The sequence below is a fragment of the Arthrobacter sp. NPDC093125 genome (assembly GCF_044754225.1).
GTDB lineage: Bacteria > Actinomycetota > Actinomycetes > Actinomycetales > Micrococcaceae > Arthrobacter.
The window spans coordinates 57,007-79,489 of record NZ_JBIVOQ010000010.1 but is presented as its reverse complement, the minus strand read 5'-3'; the positions used below and the strand labels follow the sequence as shown (position 1 = coordinate 79,489).

At 65.1% G+C, this 22,483-nt stretch carries 23 protein-coding genes and 1 pseudogene; 15 read left to right on the top strand and 9 right to left on the bottom strand.

What is annotated here, in order from left to right:
* Positions 1-5: 5 nt before the first annotated feature.
* Positions 6-515 (bottom strand): DUF664 domain-containing protein, encoded by a 510-nt coding sequence (locus tag ACIP9X_RS16660; RefSeq protein ID WP_400480867.1) that lies wholly within the window; start codon positions 513-515, stop codon positions 6-8.
* Positions 516-795: 280 nt separating this feature from the next.
* Between ACIP9X_RS16660 and ACIP9X_RS16655 the strand changes: the two genes are divergently transcribed.
* Entirely contained in the window at positions 796-1,488 is a 693-nt protein-coding gene (locus tag ACIP9X_RS16655; protein ID WP_400480866.1) for a TetR/AcrR family transcriptional regulator, read from the top strand.
* A gap of 127 nt (positions 1,489-1,615) precedes the next feature.
* Positions 1,616-2,095, top strand: a complete 480-nt coding sequence (locus ACIP9X_RS16650) for a carboxymuconolactone decarboxylase family protein (protein WP_400480865.1) — start codon at positions 1,616-1,618, stop codon at positions 2,093-2,095.
* A gap of 460 nt (positions 2,096-2,555) precedes the next feature.
* Here ACIP9X_RS16650 and ACIP9X_RS16645 read toward each other — a convergent pair whose 3' ends face one another.
* Positions 2,556-3,002, bottom strand: coding sequence for a hypothetical protein (locus ACIP9X_RS16645; RefSeq protein ID WP_400480864.1), 447 nt, complete (start codon positions 3,000-3,002; stop codon positions 2,556-2,558).
* 762 nt (positions 3,003-3,764) lie between these two features.
* On the opposite strand from ACIP9X_RS16645, the gene ACIP9X_RS16640 reads away from it, so the two are divergent.
* Positions 3,765-3,968 carry a cold-shock protein gene (locus ACIP9X_RS16640; protein WP_400480863.1) on the top strand — a complete coding sequence of 68 codons (204 nt, stop codon included), beginning with the start codon at positions 3,765-3,767 and terminating at the stop codon, positions 3,966-3,968.
* A 232-nt stretch (positions 3,969-4,200) separates the two neighbouring features.
* Positions 4,201-4,403 (top strand): annotated as a pseudogene (locus ACIP9X_RS16635) (recombinase family protein); the annotation flags it as partial.
* A 361-nt stretch (positions 4,404-4,764) separates the two neighbouring features.
* On the opposite strand, the gene ACIP9X_RS16630 reads toward ACIP9X_RS16635, so the two are convergent.
* Positions 4,765-7,389 (bottom strand): ABC transporter, encoded by a 2,625-nt coding sequence (locus tag ACIP9X_RS16630; protein ID WP_400480862.1) that lies wholly within the window; start codon positions 7,387-7,389, stop codon positions 4,765-4,767.
* A 386-nt stretch (positions 7,390-7,775) separates the two neighbouring features.
* Between ACIP9X_RS16630 and ACIP9X_RS16625 the strand changes: the two genes are divergently transcribed.
* Positions 7,776-8,726 carry a manganese catalase family protein gene (locus ACIP9X_RS16625; protein WP_400480861.1) on the top strand — a complete coding sequence of 317 codons (951 nt, stop codon included), beginning with the start codon at positions 7,776-7,778 and terminating at the stop codon, positions 8,724-8,726.
* 109 nt (positions 8,727-8,835) lie between these two features.
* Here ACIP9X_RS16625 and ACIP9X_RS16620 read toward each other — a convergent pair whose 3' ends face one another.
* On the bottom strand, positions 8,836-9,690 hold the full coding sequence (locus tag ACIP9X_RS16620; protein WP_400480860.1) for an HAD-IIB family hydrolase: 855 nt from the start codon (positions 9,688-9,690) through the stop codon (positions 8,836-8,838).
* Positions 9,691-9,877: 187 nt separating this feature from the next.
* On the opposite strand from ACIP9X_RS16620, the gene ACIP9X_RS16615 reads away from it, so the two are divergent.
* The 3 genes from ACIP9X_RS16615 (at position 9,878) to ACIP9X_RS16605 (ending at position 12,871) form a co-directional block, all read left to right on the top strand.
* The gene (locus tag ACIP9X_RS16615) at positions 9,878-11,044 is read left to right on the top strand and encodes a cytochrome P450 (protein WP_400480859.1); all 1,167 of its coding nucleotides are present in this window, start codon (positions 9,878-9,880) and stop codon (positions 11,042-11,044) included.
* A 113-nt stretch (positions 11,045-11,157) separates the two neighbouring features.
* Positions 11,158-12,393 carry an NYN domain-containing protein gene (locus ACIP9X_RS16610; RefSeq protein ID WP_400480858.1) on the top strand — a complete coding sequence of 412 codons (1,236 nt, stop codon included), beginning with the start codon at positions 11,158-11,160 and terminating at the stop codon, positions 12,391-12,393.
* 82 nt (positions 12,394-12,475) lie between these two features.
* Positions 12,476-12,871, top strand: a complete 396-nt coding sequence (locus ACIP9X_RS16605) for a VOC family protein (RefSeq protein ID WP_400480857.1) — start codon at positions 12,476-12,478, stop codon at positions 12,869-12,871.
* A 42-nt stretch (positions 12,872-12,913) separates the two neighbouring features.
* On the opposite strand, the gene ACIP9X_RS16600 is transcribed toward ACIP9X_RS16605, so the two are convergent.
* Both ACIP9X_RS16600 and ACIP9X_RS16595 read right to left on the bottom strand, forming a co-directional pair.
* Positions 12,914-14,962 carry an ABC transporter ATP-binding protein gene (locus ACIP9X_RS16600; RefSeq protein ID WP_400480856.1) on the bottom strand — a complete coding sequence of 683 codons (2,049 nt, stop codon included), beginning with the start codon at positions 14,960-14,962 and terminating at the stop codon, positions 12,914-12,916.
* Positions 14,959-16,710, bottom strand: a complete 1,752-nt coding sequence (locus ACIP9X_RS16595; protein WP_400480855.1) for an ABC transporter ATP-binding protein — start codon at positions 16,708-16,710, stop codon at positions 14,959-14,961. Before ACIP9X_RS16595 ends, ACIP9X_RS16600 begins: the two co-directional genes overlap by 4 nt.
* A 147-nt stretch (positions 16,711-16,857) precedes the next feature.
* On the opposite strand from ACIP9X_RS16595, the gene ACIP9X_RS16590 reads away from it, so the two are divergent.
* Positions 16,858-17,271, top strand: coding sequence for a hypothetical protein (locus ACIP9X_RS16590; RefSeq protein WP_400480854.1), 414 nt, complete (start codon positions 16,858-16,860; stop codon positions 17,269-17,271).
* A 9-nt stretch (positions 17,272-17,280) separates the two neighbouring features.
* Here ACIP9X_RS16590 and ACIP9X_RS16585 read toward each other — a convergent pair whose 3' ends face one another.
* On the bottom strand, positions 17,281-17,661 hold the full coding sequence (locus ACIP9X_RS16585) for a VOC family protein (RefSeq protein WP_400480853.1): 381 nt from the start codon (positions 17,659-17,661) through the stop codon (positions 17,281-17,283).
* 109 nt (positions 17,662-17,770) lie between these two features.
* Positions 17,771-18,025, bottom strand: a complete 255-nt coding sequence (locus ACIP9X_RS16580) for a hypothetical protein (RefSeq protein ID WP_400480852.1) — start codon at positions 18,023-18,025, stop codon at positions 17,771-17,773.
* Between the two features lie 304 nt (positions 18,026-18,329).
* On the opposite strand from ACIP9X_RS16580, the gene ACIP9X_RS16575 reads away from it, so the two are divergent.
* The 6 genes from ACIP9X_RS16575 to ACIP9X_RS16550 all read left to right on the top strand — a co-directional run bounded on the left by ACIP9X_RS16575 (position 18,330) and on the right by ACIP9X_RS16550 (position 22,198).
* Positions 18,330-19,163, top strand: coding sequence for a hypothetical protein (locus tag ACIP9X_RS16575; protein ID WP_400480851.1), 834 nt, complete (start codon positions 18,330-18,332; stop codon positions 19,161-19,163).
* Complete coding sequence (locus ACIP9X_RS16570) at positions 19,160-19,588, top strand: phage holin family protein (RefSeq protein ID WP_400480850.1); 429 nt, start codon at positions 19,160-19,162, stop codon at positions 19,586-19,588. The genes ACIP9X_RS16575 and ACIP9X_RS16570 overlap by 4 nt, the downstream gene beginning before the upstream one ends.
* Positions 19,589-20,290, top strand: coding sequence for a DUF3618 domain-containing protein (locus tag ACIP9X_RS16565; RefSeq protein ID WP_400478324.1), 702 nt, complete (start codon positions 19,589-19,591; stop codon positions 20,288-20,290).
* 142 nt (positions 20,291-20,432) lie between these two features.
* Positions 20,433-20,897 carry a DUF4383 domain-containing protein gene (locus ACIP9X_RS16560; protein ID WP_400480849.1) on the top strand — a complete coding sequence of 155 codons (465 nt, stop codon included), beginning with the start codon at positions 20,433-20,435 and terminating at the stop codon, positions 20,895-20,897.
* 172 nt (positions 20,898-21,069) lie between these two features.
* The gene (locus ACIP9X_RS16555) at positions 21,070-21,300 is read left to right on the top strand and encodes a zinc-ribbon domain-containing protein (protein ID WP_400480848.1); all 231 of its coding nucleotides are present in this window, start codon (positions 21,070-21,072) and stop codon (positions 21,298-21,300) included.
* Positions 21,301-21,358: 58 nt separating this feature from the next.
* Complete coding sequence (locus ACIP9X_RS16550; RefSeq protein ID WP_400480847.1) at positions 21,359-22,198, top strand: alpha/beta fold hydrolase; 840 nt, start codon at positions 21,359-21,361, stop codon at positions 22,196-22,198.
* A gap of 9 nt (positions 22,199-22,207) precedes the next feature.
* On the opposite strand, the gene ACIP9X_RS16545 is transcribed toward ACIP9X_RS16550, so the two are convergent.
* Positions 22,208-22,432 carry a hypothetical protein gene (locus ACIP9X_RS16545; protein WP_400480846.1) on the bottom strand — a complete coding sequence of 75 codons (225 nt, stop codon included), beginning with the start codon at positions 22,430-22,432 and terminating at the stop codon, positions 22,208-22,210.
* Positions 22,433-22,483: the final 51 nt, after the last annotated feature.

Below are 22,483 nucleotides of genomic sequence, written 5' to 3'. Positions count from 1 at the left end.
CGCCGCTAACCCTGAGCGACGTTCAGACCCCGGACGTACGCGGCCTGCCCCACGTGCTGGAGGCAATCGGCGAGAGTGCTTACCAGTCGCACCCCGAGAGTGACGGGCGGGTTCCAGCTGGTGTCGATGACACGGTCAAGGTCCTCGTCGCTGAGACCATGCAGAAACTTGACTGTCTGCCGGTGAACGGCGTCGTGGTAGTCCAGCAGCAGCTCCCGTGGGGCCCGCACCAGATCGACCTGCCGGCTTGTGTGGCCATAGCCGCTGTCGTCCTGGGGAAGCGGCAGCTTGAAACGGCCAGCAAATCCGTGCGACGTCCAGACTTCCTCCAGCCCGGCCGGAGCTGACACCTGCACGTCTTCGATCCGGCTGAGGTGCCAGATCAGCCACGCAATCGAGTTCCCCTGGCCCGCCGGACGACGGGACAGGGCTTCGTCGTCGAGCCCTCTAAGGGTCGCGGCTACAGTTTCACGAATACGGCCGAAGGCGTCCAGCAGCAGTTCATTGGATTTCATTGAACCCCTCACTTTGCATCTTCGCTGAGCCCCTAATGCTTGCACGGGGGCTGCACGACGGATAGTGCTCGACTCGTCTGGCATGACGAGCTTGGTGCTTCCAGGACTAGTGACTGTCACGGCTGTCATCCCGGCCGAACGCATTCGAAGAAGCGCGACGGCGGAAATAAGGAACCATGACACACGCCGTATTGCCAGCAAAGAAGCTCGTAAAACCACCTGAGGACCGGGTCGCTTCAGGCTGGAGCAGGCGCATAATAAAACGACGCGAGGAGCTTTTATGCGCACTGCAGACAACGCCGCTGATAGCCCGAGACGTGCGGGGCAGGCACATACCTCTGTGCGGCGAAGGGCTGCTGATCCGGCTCACCCGGCAGCCGCCTCCCGTGAATCCGAGATCCGCCTGAGAGTGCTCGAGGCTGCGAGCAAGCTGGTTGACCGGCTCAGCTACGACGAGGTCACCATTGATGCCGTGGCCAGGGCATCGGGGGTGAGCAAGTCAACCCTGTACCGTCACTGGCCCTCGCGGCAGATCCTGGTACTGGAGGCATTCACCTACAAAACCAATCTGCTGACGCACGTCGAAGATACCGGGGACGTCCGGCGTGACCTGCACTCCTATCTTGTGGCGCTGACAAGATGCCTCGACGAGGGTCAAACTGCTTCGACCGTCTCGAACCTTCTGGCCGAAGCCATCCGCAGCGCCGGGTTTTCCCGCCTGTACCGGCAGACTCTCCTCCGGGAGCGCCGCCAGGGCTTTCTGGTCATCCTTCAGCAGGGGCAGCGCCGCGGGCAGATCCGCAACGATGCGGACCTGGAGGTTGTGGTCGACGCGACGTACGGGGCAATTTATCACCGCCTAGTCGCGACGGGGGAAGCCATCGACGCCCCGTTCCTGCGCCAACTAAACGGGTTCGTCATGCTCGGCTGTGCAACTCCTGCCTATCTGGAGCCGCAAGGGAGGACCTCCTGACACCACCCAGACCGGTGGAACGTTTGGTGCCACTTCGTTCCATTTCTTACTCCCAGGCCTCGTGCCGGCTCGATAGTTGAACCAGCGCCGGAACGAGCGCACAGAAACCAGGAAAAGGATTGAAACCATGACCACGACCGCAACGGCCCCACGGACCAACGTCGGCATCCGGCACCCCGAGCTATATGCAAGCGTCGCGACCACGGCCACCTTGGCGGAGAAGGCCGCCCTCGGCGAGGGCCTCTCCCCGCTTTTGATCGAACTGATCAAGATCCGGGTCTCCCAGATCAACGGCTGCGCCTACTGCCTGCGCATTCACACCGCCGACTCCCTCGCCAAGGGGGAGAGCCAGGAACGGCTCAGCGTACTGCCCGCGTGGAGGGAGACTCGGTACTTTGACGAGCAGGAACGCTCCGCCCTGGCCTTGGCGGAATACCTCACCACAATCAAGGACGCCCACGCGAATCTGGACTTGTACGAGTTGGCTGCAGAACACCTGACGCCAGGCCAACTGTCAGCCGTCATGTGGGTTGCCATGGCGATCAACACCTTCAACCGCATCGCCATCAGCAGCTCCTACAAGGTCGCTCCAGCGACACCGCGATAAGCAGCGAGCGCATAAATTTGTGTGCGCCGAAAATGCTTCATCCCCTCAAGAGGTTGACGAAACGTCCGTTATCCGCCCACCGAAATAGGCTGGGGGAGAGGCCCCCGAGGGGCGCGCGTGACATCAAGCCGAGGCTTTTCCTCTCTCCAGAGGCTCCTAATTGTTCAGCCAGCGCCCTGTTCACGGCCGGGATGGGCTGCGTGGTGGTGGGGAGGAGCGGTTGCGCCGGAAACTGGTCGATGAGTTTGAGTTTGCTCCGCGGCGCATGGCCCGGACATTTGTCGGATGTTCCCCGTTTCTGATGGTTCGCTCTTCCCCTTGTTGCTGGCTTCTCGGCCCTAGTCTCGGTTGAGATATGGCTGCTTCCCTCAAAACCTTGAAGCCTTTGGGAGCGGCAGAAAGCCGAGTCCCTAGAAGCGGCCCTGCCGGTCACAGCTCGAGACCGGGATAGCTGCTCCTGCTATCGGTACCATCCCACCGAACGGTCAAAGCTGGACACCAGCGCCCCCGTTCCGGGTAAGCCGTCCCCACCGGCCGGGAAGTACACTGCTCCGAACTCCGCGCCCTGGGCTTCGATTCTTGCCTGTGCCCAGATCTTGGCGTCCTCTAAATCCTTCGCCGGGATGCGTTCCCGGGTAGTGCTTTCTGCACTGTGATGGATGTCCAGCTGATACTCCCCCACTTGGGAAGCCCCATGGTGGTGGTTCGGGTCACCCTCGTCGCGCCTACTGATCATCACCTGCGCCCAGGCATGCAGGACGGACGGATCGCTGGCCACGCCGCCGCGCCGTTGCTGTTCCATGCGCAGGCTTGAGACGACGCTCTCCACCGTATCGTCATCATTGACCACGTAGGCAGCGCCGCTGATATCAGCTTCTGAACCCCCGACGCTTTTCAAGTACTGCATAAATTGCTCTGAGCTTGACTGTCTAAAGTTCATGCACCCTCCCTGAGGGTAATTGTGGCGATTGCCAACCCACCCAACACTAGTCCCTCGTGGCTGCTTTATACCCGTGTGGCCAGAGACATCTTGCCAGAGGGACAGAGCAAAATATGCAGACAAGGCAGTGCTCCGCCCGCTAAATAATCACGTGTCCGGCACTGGCGATGCCGCTGCTTGGAAGGCAGAACAGCGCCGCGGGTGGCCTTCAAAACGACAGTCGTCGCTCCACGTGCTCGGTGATATTTGTTTAGCTAGCTGCATCAACCACGGACGTTGGTGATGATCGGCGTGGTGCGGTGACATGAAGAAGTCCTGCGAGTGGAGTGGGGCTTTGGGTGCTTCTCATTTCTTACGTTTTGTCTGATGTTCTTTCTGACCAGACCTGCAAAGTACTGTGACACGCCCTTGTTCCCCCCGGCGGGGCCCGAATGGATGAACGGCTGCCAAGGCAGGCGAGACTTTCATCAGGGCGCGGTGCGCGAGCCCCTTTGCCGGGGGTTTTCAATGAGGCAACAGGCCAGTCAAGACGTCTCCCGAAGGGGGCACTGCGCGCCTGTCAGCTACTCGAAGTCAGACTGCCGCAACCTCGGGTGGCCGTCTTCCGGGAGTCCAGCCTTTGACCAATCTCTTGCCCGGCCCACTGCTGCCACATAGGCTCATGGTGTGAGTGGCGGGGACGGCAATCCGACAAGCGGATCCGGCCCGCGACCCGTGAAGGAAACAAGCATGGCAACAGGTACAGTCAAGTGGTTCAACGCCGAAAAGGGCTTCGGTTTCATCGCCCCCGACGACGGAAGCGCTGACGTGTTCGCACACTTTTCGACAATCGCATCCAGCGGTTACCGCTCCCTCGACGAGAACCAGAAGGTTCAGTTCGACGTCACCCAGGGCCCTAAGGGTCCGCAGGCGGAGAACATCCAGCCGCTCTAAGCTGTTCTCAAAAGCTAACCGGCACAAGCCGGTCAGCTTTTTTGTTCCCACAGTGCCCCTTGCCGTAAAGATGCTCAGCATGACCACGATGAAGGCCCGCCAGCCTTAGGCGTCAGCTCCGGCTTGCGATTCACCGAAAACGGCCGCGAGGAAGCGCCCGTCCAGTTCGCCGGCGAGGAGACGTTGGACAAGCCCGGAAGTCAACCTCACAGGCAGAGGGTTGGAGGCTACGGTGAGCGGACGGCGGACCGGGTACGCGCGGGTCAGCACGCTGAACCAGAACGAGAAACGCCAGCTCGAAGGCCAGATTCATGATCGGGGGTGTTTTCGGACAAGGCCTCCGGCAGGGACACCCCCGGATCTCAACTCGCCGAGCTGCTGGTGTCCGCCGGAGACGGGGACCCCGTGGTTGTGCACACCATGGACCGGCTCGCTGGAGTGTATCGACCCTGCCTGCAGGGCTTGTAGGCCGAGGCAACCGCTTTACAGAATCGCCATTATCGGCGTTTGAAAAAGACTGTGGAGAGGCTGGAGAAGGGGCTCTTTCCTGCCACTATTTCGTGGAATTCCCGCCCAAGGTGCCAACACCGGCCATGCTTGCAATGCTCCTTGCGCCGCGGCATTCAAGGGTTTGGTCCAGCAGGAGAAATGTTGGAGGCGATGGGAGTGAGTCTTTTGCTGCCTCCGCCACCTCGGTCAGTCGCTAGGGGTGCAGCGACTCTCGTAGTTGTTGCAGCGCGTCACAGGGTGTCCCGGAACGCACGTCTTGCGAAAAGGCGTAGGCCCCTGCTGGCGGTCACTCCCCTGTTCGCAGTGCGGCGCGGAGATACGGCGCTGTCCGGCCCGTCTTTGACCCGGCGACCATTTCCGGTGTGCCGGCGGCGATGATTGTGCCGCCGGAGTCCCCGCCGCCCGGCCCCAGATCGATCACCCAGTCTGCTTCGGCCACCACATCCATCTCGTGCTCGACCACGACGACGGTGTTCCCGGCGTCGACGAGTCGGTGCAACTGCGCCATAAGGAGCTGGACGTCGGCCGGGTGAAGCCCTGTGGTGGGCTCATCCAACAGGTATAGCGTGTGGCCGCGGCGCGCCCGCTGCAGTTCCGTGGCGAGTTTGATGCGCTGGGCCTCCCCGCCGGACAGTTCCGTGGCGGGCTGCCCGAGCCGCAGGTATCCGAGCCCGACGTCCCGCAGCGTCTGCAGACTGCGGGCGGCCGCGGGGACGCCGGACAGGAATTCCGCGGCTGCATCCACCGTCATGCCCAGGACCTCGGCCACGTTCTTGCCGCGGTAGGTGACTTCGAGGGTTTCCGGGTTGTAGCGTGAACCGCCGCACTCCGGACAGGGGCCGTAGCTGCCCGGAAGGAACAGCAGCTCCACGGCCACAAATCCCTCACCCTGGCAGGTTTCACAGCGCCCGCCGGCCACGTTGAAGGAGAAGCGCCCGGCCCCGAATCCCCGCGCCCGTGCCTCGTCCGTCGCAGCGAACTCCTTCCGGACCGCGTCAAAGAGTCCCGTATAGGTCGCGAGGTTGGACCGGGGTGTGCGGCCGATGGGCTTCTGGTCCACCTTCACCAGCCGGTCCACGTGATGCAGGCCTGACACGCTTCCGACGCTCAGCGGCGATGCGGCGTCACCGGCGTCAACAGCCCGCTCCTCGTCGGCGTCCGCCGAAGCGCCATCACCGTGCAGCTCCGATCCAACCACCTCGGCCAGCACGTGGCTGACCAGCGTCGACTTGCCCGAACCGGACACTCCGGTAACCGCGGCCAGGACCTGCAGCGGGAAGGAGGCGTCGAGGCCCCGGAGGTTATGGAGAGTGATGTCCTCCAGCTCCAGCCACTCATTCGGTTCCCGACGGCGGCTGTCCCGCCCACCTCCGTCGCGGTGACCGCCGCCGGTACCGCCGCCGTCGTCCACGCCGCCGGTACCGGCACCGCCGCTGGAACCGTCCCGCACGAGGAACGGGCGGGTAACGGAGGCCTCCACGGCGGCCAGGCCGGCAACGGGGCCGCTGTAGAGCACTTCACCGCCGCCCTCCCCCGCCCGCGGCCCCACATCGACGAGCCAGTCCGCGCGGCGGACCACGTCCATGTTGTGCTCCACCACGAACACGGAGTTGCCGGAAGACTTCAGCTGCTCGAGCACCGTCTGGAGGGGCTCGGCGTCGGCAGGGTGCAGCCCGGCAGAAGGCTCGTCCAGCACGTACACCACGCCGAACAGCCCCGAGCGGAGCTGCGTGGCAATCCGGAGGCGCTGCATCTCACCGGGCGAAAGCGTGGGGGTCGGCCGGCCCAGGGCCAGATAGCCGAGCCCCAGCTCCAGCAGGACCGTGACCCGCTGCAGGAGGTCCCGCGTGATGGTGACAGCCACCTCGTTGCTTTCACCCGAAGACTGCCGGCGCGAAGCGGTTCCGGCCTCCTGCAACTCCGTCGTCGGGCGGATGACGTCCGCCAGTTCCGCCAGGGGGACTGCGTTGAGCTCCGCGATCGTCCTGCCGGCAAATGTCACGGCGAGAGCCTCGGGCCTAAGTCCGCTGCCCCCGCATCGCCGGCAGGGGCCGGTCTCCATGAACCGGAGCACCCGGTCACGCATCGTGCTGCTCTTGGAGTCAGTCAGGGTGTGGAGCACGTAGCCCCTGGCGCTCCAGAACCTGCCCTTGTACGGCTTGGCCACGCGGTCGCGCTGAGGGGTGATTTCCACGACCGGCTGTTCCTCGGTGAAAAGGATCCAGTCGCGGTCCTTCCGGGACAGCTCCCGCCAGGGGGTGTCGACGTCGTATCCGAGGTGCGTGAGGATGTCCCGCAGGTTCTTACCCTGCCACGCAGTTGGCCAGGCGGCGATTGCTCCCTCGCGGATACTCAGGGAAGGGTCGGGAACCATGGAGGCCTCGCTGACTGTGTGCGAAACGCCGAGGCCGTGGCACTCCGGGCATGCCCCGGCGGCCGTGTTGGGCGAGAATGCGTCCGAGTCCAGCGGGCTGGCACCGGCCGGGTAGCTGCCTGAGCGCGAGAAAAGCATGCGGAGGGAGTTGGACAGCGTGGTCACCGTCCCCACCGTGGACCGGCTGCTCGGCGTGCCCCGGCGCTGTTGAAGCGCGACGGCGGGCGGCAGCCCCGTGATCATTTCCACCTTGGGATTGTGGCCCTGCTGGATGAGGCGGCGGGCGTAGGGCGCGACGGATTCCAGATACCGGCGCTGGGCTTCGGCATAGATCGTGCCGAACGCCAGGGAAGATTTGCCCGAGCCCGAGACGCCGGTGAAGGCGACGATCGCGTCGCGCGGGACTTCGACGTCCACGTTGCGCAGGTTGTTCTCGCGGGCGCCGCGGACGCGGACAAAGCCGTCGGTGATGTCGTCGGAGGCCAGCGTGGGCAGGGCCAGCGCAGGCAGGTCGGAAACAATCTCATCAGTCTGCATCGCACCGACTCTATCGGCGATCCTGTTGATGGCCCTATCTGCGCGGGGCAGGAGAGACACCCGGCGACTCAACCGTTGGTCCAACGAACCAGGCGCTGCTCGACGATGGCGACGCCATACGCCGCTTATCGCATATAAACAACCTTCCAAAACGATGCTAAGCATGCTTATGGTGTGGGGACTGATTGCCGGTCCAACGATTGGCGGTCGTGCTGACTGAGCAGGAGAAGTTGTGGTCGCAGGCGCGGGCACCTACTCCAATCCGGGGACTCAACCCATGGTTGTCCGGGGCCTGGTCAGGCGAGGAACGGGACGGGGCGGGTCCACCCCGGATCGCTGAGTTGAACAGCAGAATCAGCAGCAGACCAACAGTGAGGAACCAGCCGATGTACCTGCACACCCAGCTCCTGATTAACGAAATCGCCGCCGATGAGCCCGATCCCGCCGCTGCGAACGCCCTTCAAGAAGGGCTTGGCGGGCAGTTCGGAGAGATGCGCACCATGATGCAGTACCTGTTTCAAAGCATGAACTTCCGTGGGGACGCGACCGCCAAACCGTATAAGGACCTTCTGCAGGGCGTCGGGACCGAGGAAATCAGCCATGTGGAACTCATCGGAACCACGATCTCCCAACTCCTCGACGGCTCCCCGCGGTACCAGGGAAAGAAGACCGACCCGGTGGACGAGCCGGGCGCAAAGGGAGCGACTCCGCTGAAGATCGCCCTGGATACCAGCAACATCCACCACTACCTGGTGGGCGCACAGGGTGCGCTGCCCGTGGATGCTGCCGGCAACCCGTGGAGCGGGTCCTACGTGTACAACAGCGGCAACCTTGTCCTGGACCTGCTGTACAACCTCATGCTTGAATCCACCGGCCGGCTGCAGAAATGCCGCATCTACGAGATGACGGACAACAAGACCGCCCGCTCTACAATTTCCTACCTCATCGTCCGGGACCAGGCCCACGAGAACGCCTTCGCCAAGGCCCTCGAAAGCCTTGGCGTGAATTGGGGCAAGGTTCTCCCGATTCCGAAGACCAACGCTGAGCAGTTCCCTGAGGTGAAGAAGCTGCTGGACCAGGGACTCCAAAGCGTCCAGTACACTTTTGGGGCGGATGACCTCAGTCAGGCGGGCAAGCTGTTCAGGGGCGCTTCGCCGTCCAACGACGGCACGGAGCTGCGTATGGAAGTCATGCCAGAAGGCTTCCCGATGACAATCTCGCCGGAACGCCGGGAAGAATTCTCGCCGGGGCTGGACCCCGAACTCCTGGCCCTGATTCAGGCCACCGCCGAAGCAGAGCTCCAAGACGCGGCGAATCCCAAGGTCAGCCAGAGCTAGACCAGCCGCCTGAAAGGCACCTTCCCATGCACGCCCAGCCGGTCCGCCCCTCAAGGGGCCGGGCCGGATTGGCACGGGCACGGGGCCGGACGCGTCCCCGGGACGGTTCTCAGCAGAGGCCGAGCTCGGCGAACGCGGCGACGAGGCCTTCGCGGTGCGGCGGGGCAGCGGTCCGGTCCGCCAGCGCCAAGAGCTCCGGAGAGGACCCCTCGATGGCAATTCCGACACCCGCATAGGCGATCATCTCGAGGTCATTTTGCCCGTCGCCGATCGCGATGGTGTCCTCCCGCTCCATGCCCAGGTGGGCAATGACGGCGGCGACGCCATCCGCCTTGCTGATCCCCCGCTGGTACAGCTCCCCGGCGTGCCGGCCCTCGTCGGCAATGGAATTTTCGACGACGGCGATTGCCTCGCCGATTTGCCTGGCCAGCAGCTCCATCGGGATCGGGGCGTCGAACACGGAGATCTTGGCAAAGGACACGGCTTTGGGGTTGGTGATGGGCCGCATCGAGTCAAGAATGGCCGAGGATCCGGTGGCGCGGCCGTCCGGTCCGCGCCGGAAGTGCGCCTCGATGATCGTCCGCAGCCGGGCCACCGCCGCCGGTGGCACGTGCAGGGATTCCTGCGATTCGAGGACGTAGACGGCGTCGTGTTCGTCAAGGGCGGCCACGGTGCTGGCGGCCAGGTCCGTGGGAAACCGCCGGTCCAGCAGCACCTCGCCGCCCACTTCGACATAGGCTCCGGCGCTGGCCACGAGTCCGTCGAAGCCGGCCCCGAGGATGGTTGGGGGCAGCATCGACACCGGCCGTCCTGTGCAGAGCAATACCTTATGCCCGGCCTCCCGCGCCGCCCGGACAGCCCGCACATGGCCGGCGGGGACCACTCCGTAATCTGCATACGTTCCGTCCACGTCAAGGAAAACGGCGCGGGTGGTTCCTGCGGTGGTGCCTGGCTGCGGAGTCATGATCGGATTTTACCGGTGCAGGACAGGCCCGGCGCAGTCGGGTAACGGCTGGCTCGCCAGCTGCCCCTGATTCCCTGCTGACTCCGCAGGCTTCGCGGAATAGACTCGGGTGCTACGGGCCTCTTGGCCCAGCTGCCTGGCGCTTAGGGTGGTGCCGATCACGCCGGGCCGAGCAGAGAGGCCAGCCATGGACTTGGTACGAGAAGATGAGCCGTCACTGAACCCCTTCCCGCATTACGAAAGGATGCGGGAATCCGCTCCCGTCTTCCAGGACGAGCAACCCGGGAGCTGGCATGTCTTCCGGTACGCCGACGTTGAGCGGGTGCTTTCCGACCATGGGACATTTTCCTCAAGATTCGGCGGCGACGATCCGTCCGAGGCGGGCCAGCTGTTCGCGGCGAGCCTTGTCACCACTGATCCGCCCCGGCACCGGCAATTGCGCTCCCTCGTGAGCCAGGCATTTACTCCGAAAGCCGTCGAGGGCCTTGCCCCGCGCATCTCGGCGCTGAGTGAGGACCTGCTGGACAAGATCGTTTCCGCAGGAACCGCCGACCTTATTGAAGACCTGGCGTACCCGCTGCCGGTGATAGTGATAGCGGAGCTCATGGGCATTCCCGCCGAGGACCGCGGCCGCTTCAAGCAGTGGTCCGACGTCATTGTGAGCCAGACGCAGTCCGGCGCCCCGAACGCAGACCAGAGCGCAACCAACCGGGAAATGGCTGAGTACTTCCTGGCCCTGATCGAGCACCGCAGAAGCCGCCCCGGAAATGACCTGATCAGCAACCTGCTGCTTGCCGAGATCGACGGGCAGAAACTGAGCGTGGCCGAACTGCTGGGCTTCTGCAGTCTGCTGCTTGTCGCCGGAAATGAAACGACCACCAACCTCATCGGCAACGCCGTCCTGTGCTTCACTGAAACGCCGGGAATCACGGAGCGGCTCCGCGTACAGCCCGCCCTGCTCCCCCAAGCGATCGAAGAAGTGTTGCGCTATCGCTCGCCGGTCCAGTCGATGTACAGGGTGACGGCTGCCGACACCGCCTTGGGCGGCGTCCCGATTCCGGCCGGCGCCCCGCTGGTGGCGTGGATCGGATCCGCCAACCGCGACGAACGGCAGTTCGAGCATGCTGAACGGTTCGACGTCGACCGCGGACCCATCCGGCATCTCGCCTTCGGCCACGGCATCCACTTCTGCCTCGGCGCCCCGCTGGCGAGGCTAGAAGCCAGGATCGCTCTGCAGGCCATTCTGGCCCGGCTCCCGGGACTGGCCGTCCCTCACGGATCACGCCTCCAACGGATGGACAGCACCATCGTTTATGGGCTCAAGGAGCTGCCCGTCAGCTGGCAAGGAAACTGATAAGCCCGGATGCATTTCCGCGCGCCATTGTCTGGCCGGTGGCTCAGGCAAAATCCGGGATGTCGTGGACGGCGCGTCTGGTGGGGGCGCAATCTTGCTGACAAACTGAGCCAATGACCGAGGCATTTTCCCCGTCCAGACGGCCAGGTATTCGCGCTGCGATGTTCGTTGACTTCGACAACGTTTATACAGGTCTGCAGGCGCTCGATCCGGTGGCGGCCAAGCGGTTCGCCGAGGATCCCAAACACTGGGCGGATGCGTTGTCGGCAGGAGGAGTTGGTGAGGGGTCCCGCCGGTTCCTGATCCGCAACTGCTACCTGAACCCGGTGGTGTATTCGAAGTACCGGACATACTGGACCCGGGCGGGTTTTCGAGTGATTGACTGTCCGTCCCTGACGCAGCGGGGCAAAAGCAGCACCGACATCAACCTTGTGCTCGATGCCATGGATGCGCTGTCGGGACCCTCCGGCATCGAGGAGTTCTTCATCGCCTCCGCCGACGCTGACTTCACATCCTTGATTCAGCGGTTCAGGGCCGCGGACCGCATGACCACCGTCATCGCAGCCGGTGCCGTAGCGTTCGCGTACCGGGAGATGGCGGACAGCGTTGTCGAGTCCCACGACTTCGTTGCGATTCTTCACGGATCGGCTGTGGAGCCAATGCCGGCAGTGAATTCGGATGCCGCAAAGCGTGCCCTGCTCGCCGGAAAGCCCCCGATCAAAACTCCTTCCCCGGCCGTCAACGAGGTTGGTGAGTTCGTCCGAAACGCGCCGGGCCCGGTGGCCGGGGCAATGGTGGCACACAGAGCGTTGACGGTCGACCCGTCGTTAAAGGCGGACTGGGGTGGCTGCGGCAAATTCGGGACATGGGTGGCCCAGATAGGCAACGGAATCGAATATTCACCCGCAAGAGGGGGCTGGGTGTGGGATACCAAGCGTTTTTCGAGCGCCGACCTGCCGTCGGAGGCCGAGGTGCAGCCCGGCATCGAGGAGCAGGTTGCGCGTGTTACAGACGTTCCGGCACTTTCCGCGGACCAATTCCGGCAGATGTTCCTGTCCATGGAAGCACGACTGCGTGACAACCCGGCTAGCCGCAGTGAGCTGTCAAAACTTGTCCGGGATGACTGCGTCGTGGCGGGACAGCCAGTGTCCCGTGCCGCCGTCAACTTCGTCATTCAGGGCCTGGCTTACATGAACTTCCAACTCACCGACACGGCCACTGCGGCCGATCTGGCAGCGGCCTGGACGGAAGACGTGGAGGAGCTGTGCCGGGTGGCGCTGATGGAATTTGACGAGTCAGAGAAATTGGCGCTGCGGCGCTGGGCCAGTGGAGGGTTCGCGGCTGTGTGATGAACGTGAGGAACTGACCGCGGATCCCGATACTGCTTTACCTAATCGACGACTCCCACGGGGGTCTGGAGAGGAACCAGAAATGTCCAACGACCTTAGGGACTTGGTCAGCGTCCGGTACATGGTTGACGACGTCGAAGCGGCGATCGCCTTTTACACAAAGCACCTCGGGTTCGCCCTCAGGATGAGCGCCGCACCGGCGTTCGCCGACGTGACACGCGGCCAGCTACGGCTTCTGCTGAGCGGGCCGACCAGCTCGGCAGGCCGGCCGATGCCGGATGGCACGGTCCCCTCGCCGGGAGGGTGGAACCGGATCCACCTCATCGTGAGTGACATCGCGGCCGACGTGGATAAACTGCGCGCCGAGGGCCTCACGTTCCGAAACGAGATCATCACCGGTCCGGGCGGCCAGCAGATCCTGCTGGAAGATCCATCCGGCAACGTCGTTGAGTTGTTCCAACCCGCCGGCGAAAAGTAGCCTCACATGAAACGGGCGACGGCGGCCTTCCCGCCGTCGCCCCTAAACCTCCGCCGCCGGGGCCGCGAACTGCGCCGCGTACAAAGCTGAGTACGCTCCGCCGTCTGCCAGTAACGAAGCGTGCGTTCCCTGCTCCACGATTTGCCCGGCCTCCATCACGAGGATGAGGTCGGCGTCGCGGATCGTGGAGAGGCGGTGCGCGATCACGAAGCTCGTCCGGTCGGACCGCAGCGCGCTCATCGCCTGCTGCACCAGCACCTCGGTCCGGGTGTCCACCGAACTCGTGGCCTCGTCCAGGATCAGCACGGACGGCCGGGACAGGAACGCCCGGGCAATCGTCAGCAGCTGCTTCTCTCCGGCAGAGACGTTGGAGCCTTCGTCCTCGAGTACGGTGTCGTAGCCTTCCGGCAGGGACCGCACAAACCGGTCAACGTATGTCGCCTGGGCCGCCTCCACGATGTCGGCCTCGGATGCCGTGGGCCGTCCGTAGGCGATGTTGTCCCGCACTGTTCCGCCAAACAGCCACGTATCCTGCAGCACCATGCCCATCCGCGAGCGCAGCTCGTGCCGCGTCAGCGAGGTGACGTCCACGCCGTCGAGCGTTATCCGCCCGGCATCCAGCTCATAGAACCGCATCATCAGGTTCACCAGGGTCGTTTTGCCGGCCCCGGTCGGTCCGACAATCGCCACCGTCTGCCCGGGCTCGGCCACCAGGCTGAGGTCCGTAATCAGCGGCTTGTCCGGAGAGTAGGAGAACGAGACGTTCTCAAACACGAGCCGGCCCCGCCCGCCGTCGGGAGCGACACCACCGGCAGGATCCGGACTCTGCTCCTCCTCGTCCAGCAGCTCGAACACCCGCTCGGCCGATGCGACGCCGGACTGCAGCAGGTTGGCCATCGACCCCAGCTGGGCCAGCGGCTGCGTGAACTGCCGCGAGTACTGAATGAACGCCTGCACGTCCCCCAACTGCATCGCCCCGGAGGTGACCTGCAGCCCGCCCACCACTGCGATGCCCACGTACACCAGGTTCCCGATGAACCACAGCGAGGGCATGATCAGCCCGCTCACGAACTGCGCCCCGAAGCTCGCCTCGAACAGCTCCGCGTTCTTCTGCCGGAACCGCTCCTCCACCTCCCGTTGCCGGCCGAACACCTTCACCAGGGCGTGCCCTGTGTACGTCTCCTCGATCTGCCCGTTCAGCTCCCCCGTGTTCCGCCACTGCGCCACGAACAACTTCTGCGAGCGCTTGGCAATCCGGGCAGTGATCACCAGGGTCAGCGGAACTGTCACCAGTGCGATCAGCGCCAGGACGGGCGAGAGCACGAACATCATCACCAGCACGCCCAGCACCGTCAGCAGCGACGTCACGGCCTGGCTGATGGTCTGCTGCAGGCTCTGCGAAATGTTGTCGACGTCGTTCGTCACCCGGCTGAGCAGCTCCCCGCGCTGGATGGAGTCGAAGTACCGCAGCGGCAGCCGGTGGATCTTCGCCTCGATCCGTTCCCGCAGCCGGTACACGGTCCGCTGCACCACGCCGTTGAGCACGTACGCCTGGACCCAGCCGAACGCCGACGCCAGCACGTACAGCGCCAGCGCCCATGTCAGCACCGACGCCAGCGCCGCGAAGTCGATCCCCGCCCCGGGCGTCAGCGTCATCGGCCCCAGCATGTCCGCCCGCTGCTCCTGCCCCGATGCCCGCAGCCCGGCGATCACGTCATCCTTGCTCGCCCCGGCCGGCAGGTCCCGTGACACGACGCCGGCGAAGATCAGGTTAGTCCCCTGCCCCAGCAGCCACGGCCCGATCACCGAGAACGCCACACCCGCCGCCGCCAGCGCGAGAACCAGCCACAGCCACGCCCGCTCCGGCCGCAGCTCCCCCAGCAGCCGGCGCGCGGACGGCCAGAAGTTCATCGCCTTTTCCGCCGGGACGTTCATCCCCGCGAACGGTCCACCGCGCCCCGGTCCTGCTGCCGGGCGGGGAATGCGTACGACGTCGGCCTGCCGGGTTCCGGGGGCACCGCCAGCTGCGGAGACACCGGCTCCAGCGCGGGCTCCGGCGCCCCCACTCCGGCCCGGGCCGCGGGTGCTCATACCGCCTCCTCCGCAGCCAGCTGCGAGGACACGATCTCCTGGTACGTCTCGGAACTCTTCAGCAACTCACTGTGCGTTCCGCGCCCCACGATGCGGCCGCCGTCGAGCACCAGGATCTGGTCCGCGTCCATGATGCTGGAGACCCGCTGGGCGATAACCACCAGTGTGGCGCCCGAGGTGTCCTGCTTCAGGGCGTGCCGGAGGCAGGCGTCCGTGGCGGTGTCCAGGGAGGAGAAGGAGTCGTCAAAGATGTACAGCTCCGGCTGTTTCACCAGCGCCCGGGCGATCGCCAGCCGCTGCCGCTGCCCGCCGGAAACGTTGGTGCCGCCCTGGGAAATGGGCGCGTCAAGCCCGCCCTCCATCTCCCGCACGAAGTCCTGCGCCTGCGCGGTGGCCAGGGCTCGCCACAGCTCGTCCTCGGTGGCATCGGGCTTGCCGTAGAGCAGGTTGCTGCGCACCGTTCCGGAGAACAGGTACGGCCGCTGCGGCACCAGCCCGAAGTGGCCCCACAGCAGGTCCGGGTGCAGCTCGCGCACGTCCACGCCGCCCATGAGCACCGACCCCTCGGTCGCGTCGAAGAGCCGCGGCATGAGGTTCACTAGCGTGGTTTTACCGGACCCGGTGCTGCCGATGACCGCCGTCGTCTGCCCCGCCGGCGCGGTGAAGCTGATGCCGCTCAGGACGGGCCGCTCGGCACCCGGGTAGGCGAATCCGACGTCGCGCATTTCCAGCCCGCCGCGTGCGGCGCCCCGGGAAGCATCAGCCGCAAAACGCACGGGCGTTACCGGCGGGCGCACCGATGGTTCAGTCTCCAGCACCTCCCCGATCCTGTCCGCCGACACCGCCGCGCGCGGGATCATGATGGCCATGAACGTGGCCATCATGACCGCCATCAGGATCTGCAGCAGGTAGGTAAGGAACGCGATGAGCGTGCCCACCTGCATGGAGCCGGCCTCGATCCGGAACGCGCCGAACCAGATCACGGCAACGCTGGAGACGTTGAGCACCAGCATCACCACGGGAAAGGCGAGCGCCATCAGCCGGCCGGCGCGGAGGGCCGTCTCCGTGACATCGGCGTTCGCCAGCGCGAAGCGGGCGGTTTCCAGCTCCTCGCGCACGAACGCCCGCACCACCCGCATGCCGGTAAGCTGCTCGCGGAGCACCCGGTTCACGGCGTCGACGCGCACCTGCATCTGCCGGAACAGCGGCACCATCCGCCGGATGATCATGGCTATCCCGGCCAGCAGCACCGGCACGCTCACCGCGATCAGCCAGGACAGCTGGGCATCCTGCCGCACCGCCATCACCACGCCGCCGATGCTGAGCATGGGCGCGGCCACCATCAGCGTCGCCGACATCAGCACCAGCTGCTGGACCTGCTGGACATCGTTCGTGGAGCGCGTGATCAGGCTTGGCGCGCCGAACCGCGTGACCTCCTGCTCGGAGAACTCCCCCACGCGGGTGAACACGGCTTCCCGCAGGTCCCGCCCCATGCCCATCGCCGCCTTCGCACCGAAATATACGGCGGTGACAGCGCAGGCTACCTGCAGCAGGGTGATGACCATCATCAGGCCGCCCACGCGCAGGATGTACGCGGTGTCGCCCGTGGCCACGCCCTGGTCGATGACGTCCGCGTTCAGGGTGGGGAGATAGAGGGAGGCAACGGACTGCGCCAGCTGGAAAACGACGACGGCGGCCAGCAGCCGCCGTTGCGGCCGCAGGTACTGGACAAGCAGCTTCCAGAGCATCCGGTCTCCACGCTACGAAGAGTGATGTGAAGGTCAGTGTACGTCCGGAGCCTTGGGACTTTCAGAACGCCTTCCAGACGGCGCTTGTAAGCTGTGACCAGCCGCCTATGTAGCGGTGACACAGCACGTTGAAGATTGGGGACTTCATTGGGGGAACAGAGCTTGGGATCCGGCGCGCCCGGAAACACGCCGGCGGTGCTGGACATGCCGCTGGTGCTGCGGACATCGACGGCGTTCTGGCTCGCCAGCGCTGTCACTGGCATCCTGCCGGTCATTCTGGAGGTGGCCGGATTCGACTATGGCCAGTCCACGCCGAAGTGGTCCGTGCCGTACCTGGTGGTGACGGCCGTGCCGTGGGCAGCCCTGCAGGTGTGGGCCGCACTCGAACTGCTGCGGGGAGCAGGGTGGGCCCGCACGGTGCTGACCGTCCTGGCCGCACTTTCCGTCCTCGGAGCGCCCCTGGACCTGTCCGGCCTCATCCTGGCCGGGCTCGCCCTGACGATTGCCGGTGCAGTACTGATGTGGCGGCCGGCCGCGAACCTGTTCCTCCGGCAGGGCTGAGTTGCAGGGCTAGCTGGGCTCAAGCCGCTTGCGCAGGAGGCAGAACTCGTTGCCCTCAGGGTCGGCAAGGACGTGCCATTGCTCGTCGCCGGTCTGCCCGACGTCGGCGGGACGGGCGCCGAGCGCGAGCAACCGTTCCAGCTCGGCGTCCTGGTCCCGGTCGACGGGGTTGATGTCGATGTGCAGGGGGAGCTTTCCGACCCGGGGGTCGCTGCTGGGGCTCAGGATGATGGTGGGCTGCAGGCCGCCGAGCCCGGCATCGGGCGGGCCGATCTCAATCGCACCCTCCTCCCGGTTGAGCTCTACATAGCCGAGAACCTCGCTCCAGAACCGCGCGAGCCGTTCAGGGTCGGCGCAGCTGAGGACCAGTTCGCTGATACGGGATGCCATGAAGCTCATGGTACAGAGACGGCGGGGTGCCAATGCAGCCCATATCGGGACGCGTGAAACGGCGCCGCGGAGGTGAAGTGGACGCGGTAAGTCTGGGCTGTTTTTGGGTTCAGACCAGTGCGGGGTAGCTGCTGAGGATGTAATCCGCAGCCGCCGCCCCCTTCATCCGCAGTCCGTTGGCTCCGGGATCGATCCGCCTCCGCATCGCCGACCAGAAGGCTCTCTCCGGCCGCGGCTCGTGCAGGGTGATGTGGCACCAGCTCGTATAAAGACCGTAAAGGGCGTCGGGCTTGAGCGTGAACTCGGATCCGGGTTCGCACGTGGTGGCGTCCTGGAGGAACTGGTCGTACTGGGTATGTGCCATTGGTCGGGCCTTTCGCTGCGCGCTTTTTTGGTGCCGCCGTGTGGCTACAGCAGCAACGCACCCGTGCCGCGTGCGGGACATCGGGAACGTGTGTCTCCTAAGCCATTCGTTGCCGGTATCCCGATGGATGGGTGTGATCTTTTTCCGGGACTTTGGCCGCGCCCGCCGGTCCGGCTCCCCCGTAGGGGCGAAGAAACCTCGCGCAACAAGTTAGCAAGCCTGCTTACTATCTATTACTAAACATGCTTACTATTGTCCCGTGCTGGTTCATCAAGAGCAGCTACCCGTCACAGGAAAGAGAGCAATGATGACCGAAAACCAATGGCAGCAGGCCGCTGACCCGTACCCCGCAGACCCTTACGGCACCGCAGGAACAACAGGCACCGGAGGAACGGCCGGGACAACCGGGACATTCGCCGAGCAGGGCGGCGCCTCCACCAAGAAGGAAGCCGCGAAGGAAGAAGCTTCCAACATCGCTGGTGAGGCGAAGGGTGCGGCCCAGAACGTGGCAGGCACCGCTAAGGCCGAGGCCGCGAATGTGGCGTCCGAAGTCAAGGCGAACACCAAGGACCTGCTCAGCCAGGCGAAGTCCGGCCTGACCGACCAGGCAGGGGCCCAGCAGCAGAAGGCCGCGGAGGGCATCCGCACCATTTCCTCGCAGCTGCGCGACATGGCCGACGCCCCGGAGCAGCAGGGCGTTGCCTCCGACCTCATCCGCCAGGCCGCCGAACGCTCCGACTCCGTCGCTTCCTGGCTGGATAACCGGGACCCGGGCTCGCTGCTGAACGAGGTCAAATCCTTCGCCCGCCAGCGCCCCGGCACCTTCCTGCTCCTCGCAGCCGGCGCAGGCTTGCTCGCCGGACGCCTCGGCCGCAGCCTCCAGGCCGGAGCCCCGGAAACGGGACCTGCCCCGGGCAGCGTGCCTCCGTACCCCGCCCAGCCGCCGGTCATGGAAAGCAGCCTCACGGCAGCTCCGGCTGCGCCGCTGTATGACGCGCCCCAGGCAACTCCGACCACCTACGCGGAGACAGTGTATGGCGAGCCCGCACGCCCCGGCTTTGAGGCCCCCGGCTCGGCAGGCGTGCCGCTGCGCGACTCCAATGACCCCTATACCGAGGGCGGAGGTCGTCCCCTGTGAGCAGCCAGGTTCCGGAATCGCCTCCCACCGCCGCGCACGCGAAGGCGGACTCAAACTCCCTGGGTGACCTGCTCGGCGATGTCACCCGGGACCTGTCCACCCTGATGCGCCAGGAACTGGAGCTTGCCAAGGCCGAAGCGAAACAGTCCGCCACGAAGGCCGGTAAGGGCGGCGGCATGTTCGCCGGCGCCGGCGTGGCGGGGCACTTCGTGCTCCTGTTCCTCTCCATCGCCCTCTGGTACGCCCTGGGCGAGCTGATGGGCCTGGGCTGGTCCGCCGTCGTCGTCGCCCTGATCTGGGGCATCATCGCCGCGGTCCTCGCCTCCATCGGCAAGAAGGAACTCAAGAAGATCAAGGGCATGCCCCAGACCGTCGAAACCGTCCAGGAAATCCCACCCACCCTCAAACCCAACGGAGGCCACTAAATGAGCAACGAGAACCCGGACGCCATCCGCGCCGACATCGAAGCCACCCGCGCCCGGCTGGGCACCAACGTGGACGCCGTCGCGGACAAAGTCACCCCCTCAAACATCGTCCACCGCCAGACCGGCAAGGCCAAGGACAAGGTCAGGAACGCCGTGACCGGAATGAAGGAGAAAGTCATGGGAGCAGCCGACCACGCCACCCACAGCACCTCCGGCAGCCTCCATTCCGCCACCGGCAACGCAGGATCGGCCCTGCACGACGCCCGCACCAACGTCACCTCCACCCTCCAGGACGCCGGCTCCAACGTCAGCTCCACGGTCAGCTCCACCGTCCAGAACGTCGGATCCGCCGTCGCTGACGCCCCGCACAAGGCCGCCGCGAAAACCCAGGGCAACCCCCTGGCCGCGGGCCTGATCGCCTTCGGCGCCGGACTGCTCGTCTCCTCCCTGATCCCGCCAAGCCAGAAGGAACGCGAAGCAGCCGAAGCCCTCAAGAGCGCCGCGGAACCGGTCACCAGCCAGCTCACCGAGGCAGCCAAGGACATGGGCCAGGACCTGAAAGACCAAGCCCAGGAAGCCATGGAAAACGTCAAGGCCACCGCCACCGACGCCGCCGCCCACGTCAAAGACGAAGGCCAAACCGCCGTCACCGACGTCAAAACCAGCGCCACCGACGCCAAGGACCACGTCCAAAACACGTGAGCCCCTGGAAGCTCTCCCGCGCCGCCCCGTCCGGTCGGCGGGACGGCGCGGGGAGCAGCAGCGGCCGGGATGACTGGCCAACGCCGCGGCTCCTCACCGCAAGCGCACAAACCATCCCGCAACAACAAAGGAACCCACAACCATGGTGACTGCCAACCGCACAACCGGAGCTAAAACCAAACTCCAGCAAGCAACCCAGGCCGTGGGAGCAGTGTTCCTGCTGGTCGGCATCCTGGGATTCATCCCCGGAATCACAAGCAACTACGATTCCCTGGGCTTCGCGGGACACGGATCCGGCGCCCTCCTGCTCGGCATCTTTCAGGTATCCGTGCTGCACAACATCGTCCACCTGCTGTTCGGGGCCGCGGGCATCCTGATGGCCCGCACGCACGGGCAGGCCAAGAATTTCCTCCTCTACGGCGGCATCATTTACCTGGTGCTGTGGCTGTACGGGCTGCTCGTCGGCCACGACACCCCCGCAAACTTTGTTCCGCTTAACAGCGCCGACAACTGGCTGCACCTCCTGCTCGGGCTCGGCATGATCGCCCTGGCGGTGCTCCTGTCCCGGGACACCACACCCCGCCGGAGGCCGTCCGCTTCCGCCTGACCGCTGCCCTGTCGCCGGCGGCCGTTCCCCAGGGGGCAGCCGCCGGCGACAGACACAGTTAAGCGCGTCGGCACCCCGGCCGCCCGCCCTACCTTCGGCAGGGCGGGCATGTGCAAACGCGGGAACTTGATCCGTGCACCACCACCAACAAGACGAAGCTGAAAGGCAGCTCATGTTCTTCCTGTTCGGATTCAGCACCAAGCTCAGGGCGTTACCTTCACAGCCGGCAACCTGCCAACACTGCGGGGTCTTCGGCCAGCACCACCTTGAAGAACGCGCCACCCGGTTCACCCTGTTCTTTATCCCCGTCTTCACCACCGGCAGGTCCTACCAAATAACCTGCTCAAACTGCGGCCAACGCTTTAGCATCAATTCGCGGCAGAAGCACGCCCTCATGCGGTGATGCCGGTGCCTTTTGAGTCTCTTTTGAGCACCCTTCCGGTGAGTCGCAGGCGGCGTGCGTGCCTGCCTTGAACGAACGGCGCCGCACCGTCCGCACGGAAGGAGCGGAACTCGCCGTTTTTGAGTACGGCCTCCGCCCCGCGCCGGGTGTGGCCACACTGCTTCTTGTGCATGGCTACCCGGATGATCACCGGCTATATCTTCCGCTCATCACGGAACTTGCCGCCACCCATCATGTGATTGCCTACGACACACGGAATGCCGGGGTGTCCTCCGTGACGGAAGCCCCCGGGAATTTCACGCTGGATGCCCTGGTCGACGACGTGTTCGCGGTCCTGGCATTCATGGACGTGTCGGACGTTCACCTCGTGGGCCACGACTGGGGATCGATCCAGGGCTGGGCTGCCGTACAGGATCCCCGCGCTGCAGGTCTTATTGCCCGGTACACCAGCATCTCCGGCCCGGATCTCGGGCACTTCATCAGCTGGCTGCGCTCTCGCGCCCGCAACCCCCGGCGCTGGCCACAGTTGGCAGGGCAGCTCCTCCGCAGCAGCTACGTCGCCGGGTTTCAGGTACCGGTGCTGCCGGAGACGATATGGCGCCTCGTCCTCACACGCCTCTACGAACGGTCAGCCGGACGCCGGGTCAATGACGACCCCGTCCGCGGGCTGGCCCTGTACCGCCAGAACCTTTTCCCTCGGGTTCGCCGGCCTTCCCCGGCACAGGTCAGCGTCCCTGTGAACGTGGTGGTCCCGCTGAAGGATCCCTTCCTGTCACCGCGCCTGACTGACGGGCTGGAACTATGGGTGGCCGACCTGAACGTGGTCCGCGCAGACGGCGGGCACTGGTGGCCGGCCACACATCCCAAGGAACTCGCGCACCTGCTCCGGGCTCTGTAGAAGGCAGGTTCAGATCGGGTTGTTCCCGTCGGGCTGCGCCTCCGGGTCCTCGTTCTCTCCGTATCCGGTGGCGGAGGCAAGTCCCGCCACTTGCTGGCCGGCGTTCGTCTGGCCCGGTGTGAAGTGGCTGTCGGGGGAAGCTGTGTCTGCCTCTCCGGAATCGGGTGCCACATCGTCCCGCAAGTGCTCGTCAGCGGGAAGGTCACTGGTTCCAGAAGGTTCGTGATCCGTCATGCCTCCAGCGAACCATCAGTCCCGAGTGACCGCAACGTTCTTTTTTGCCAT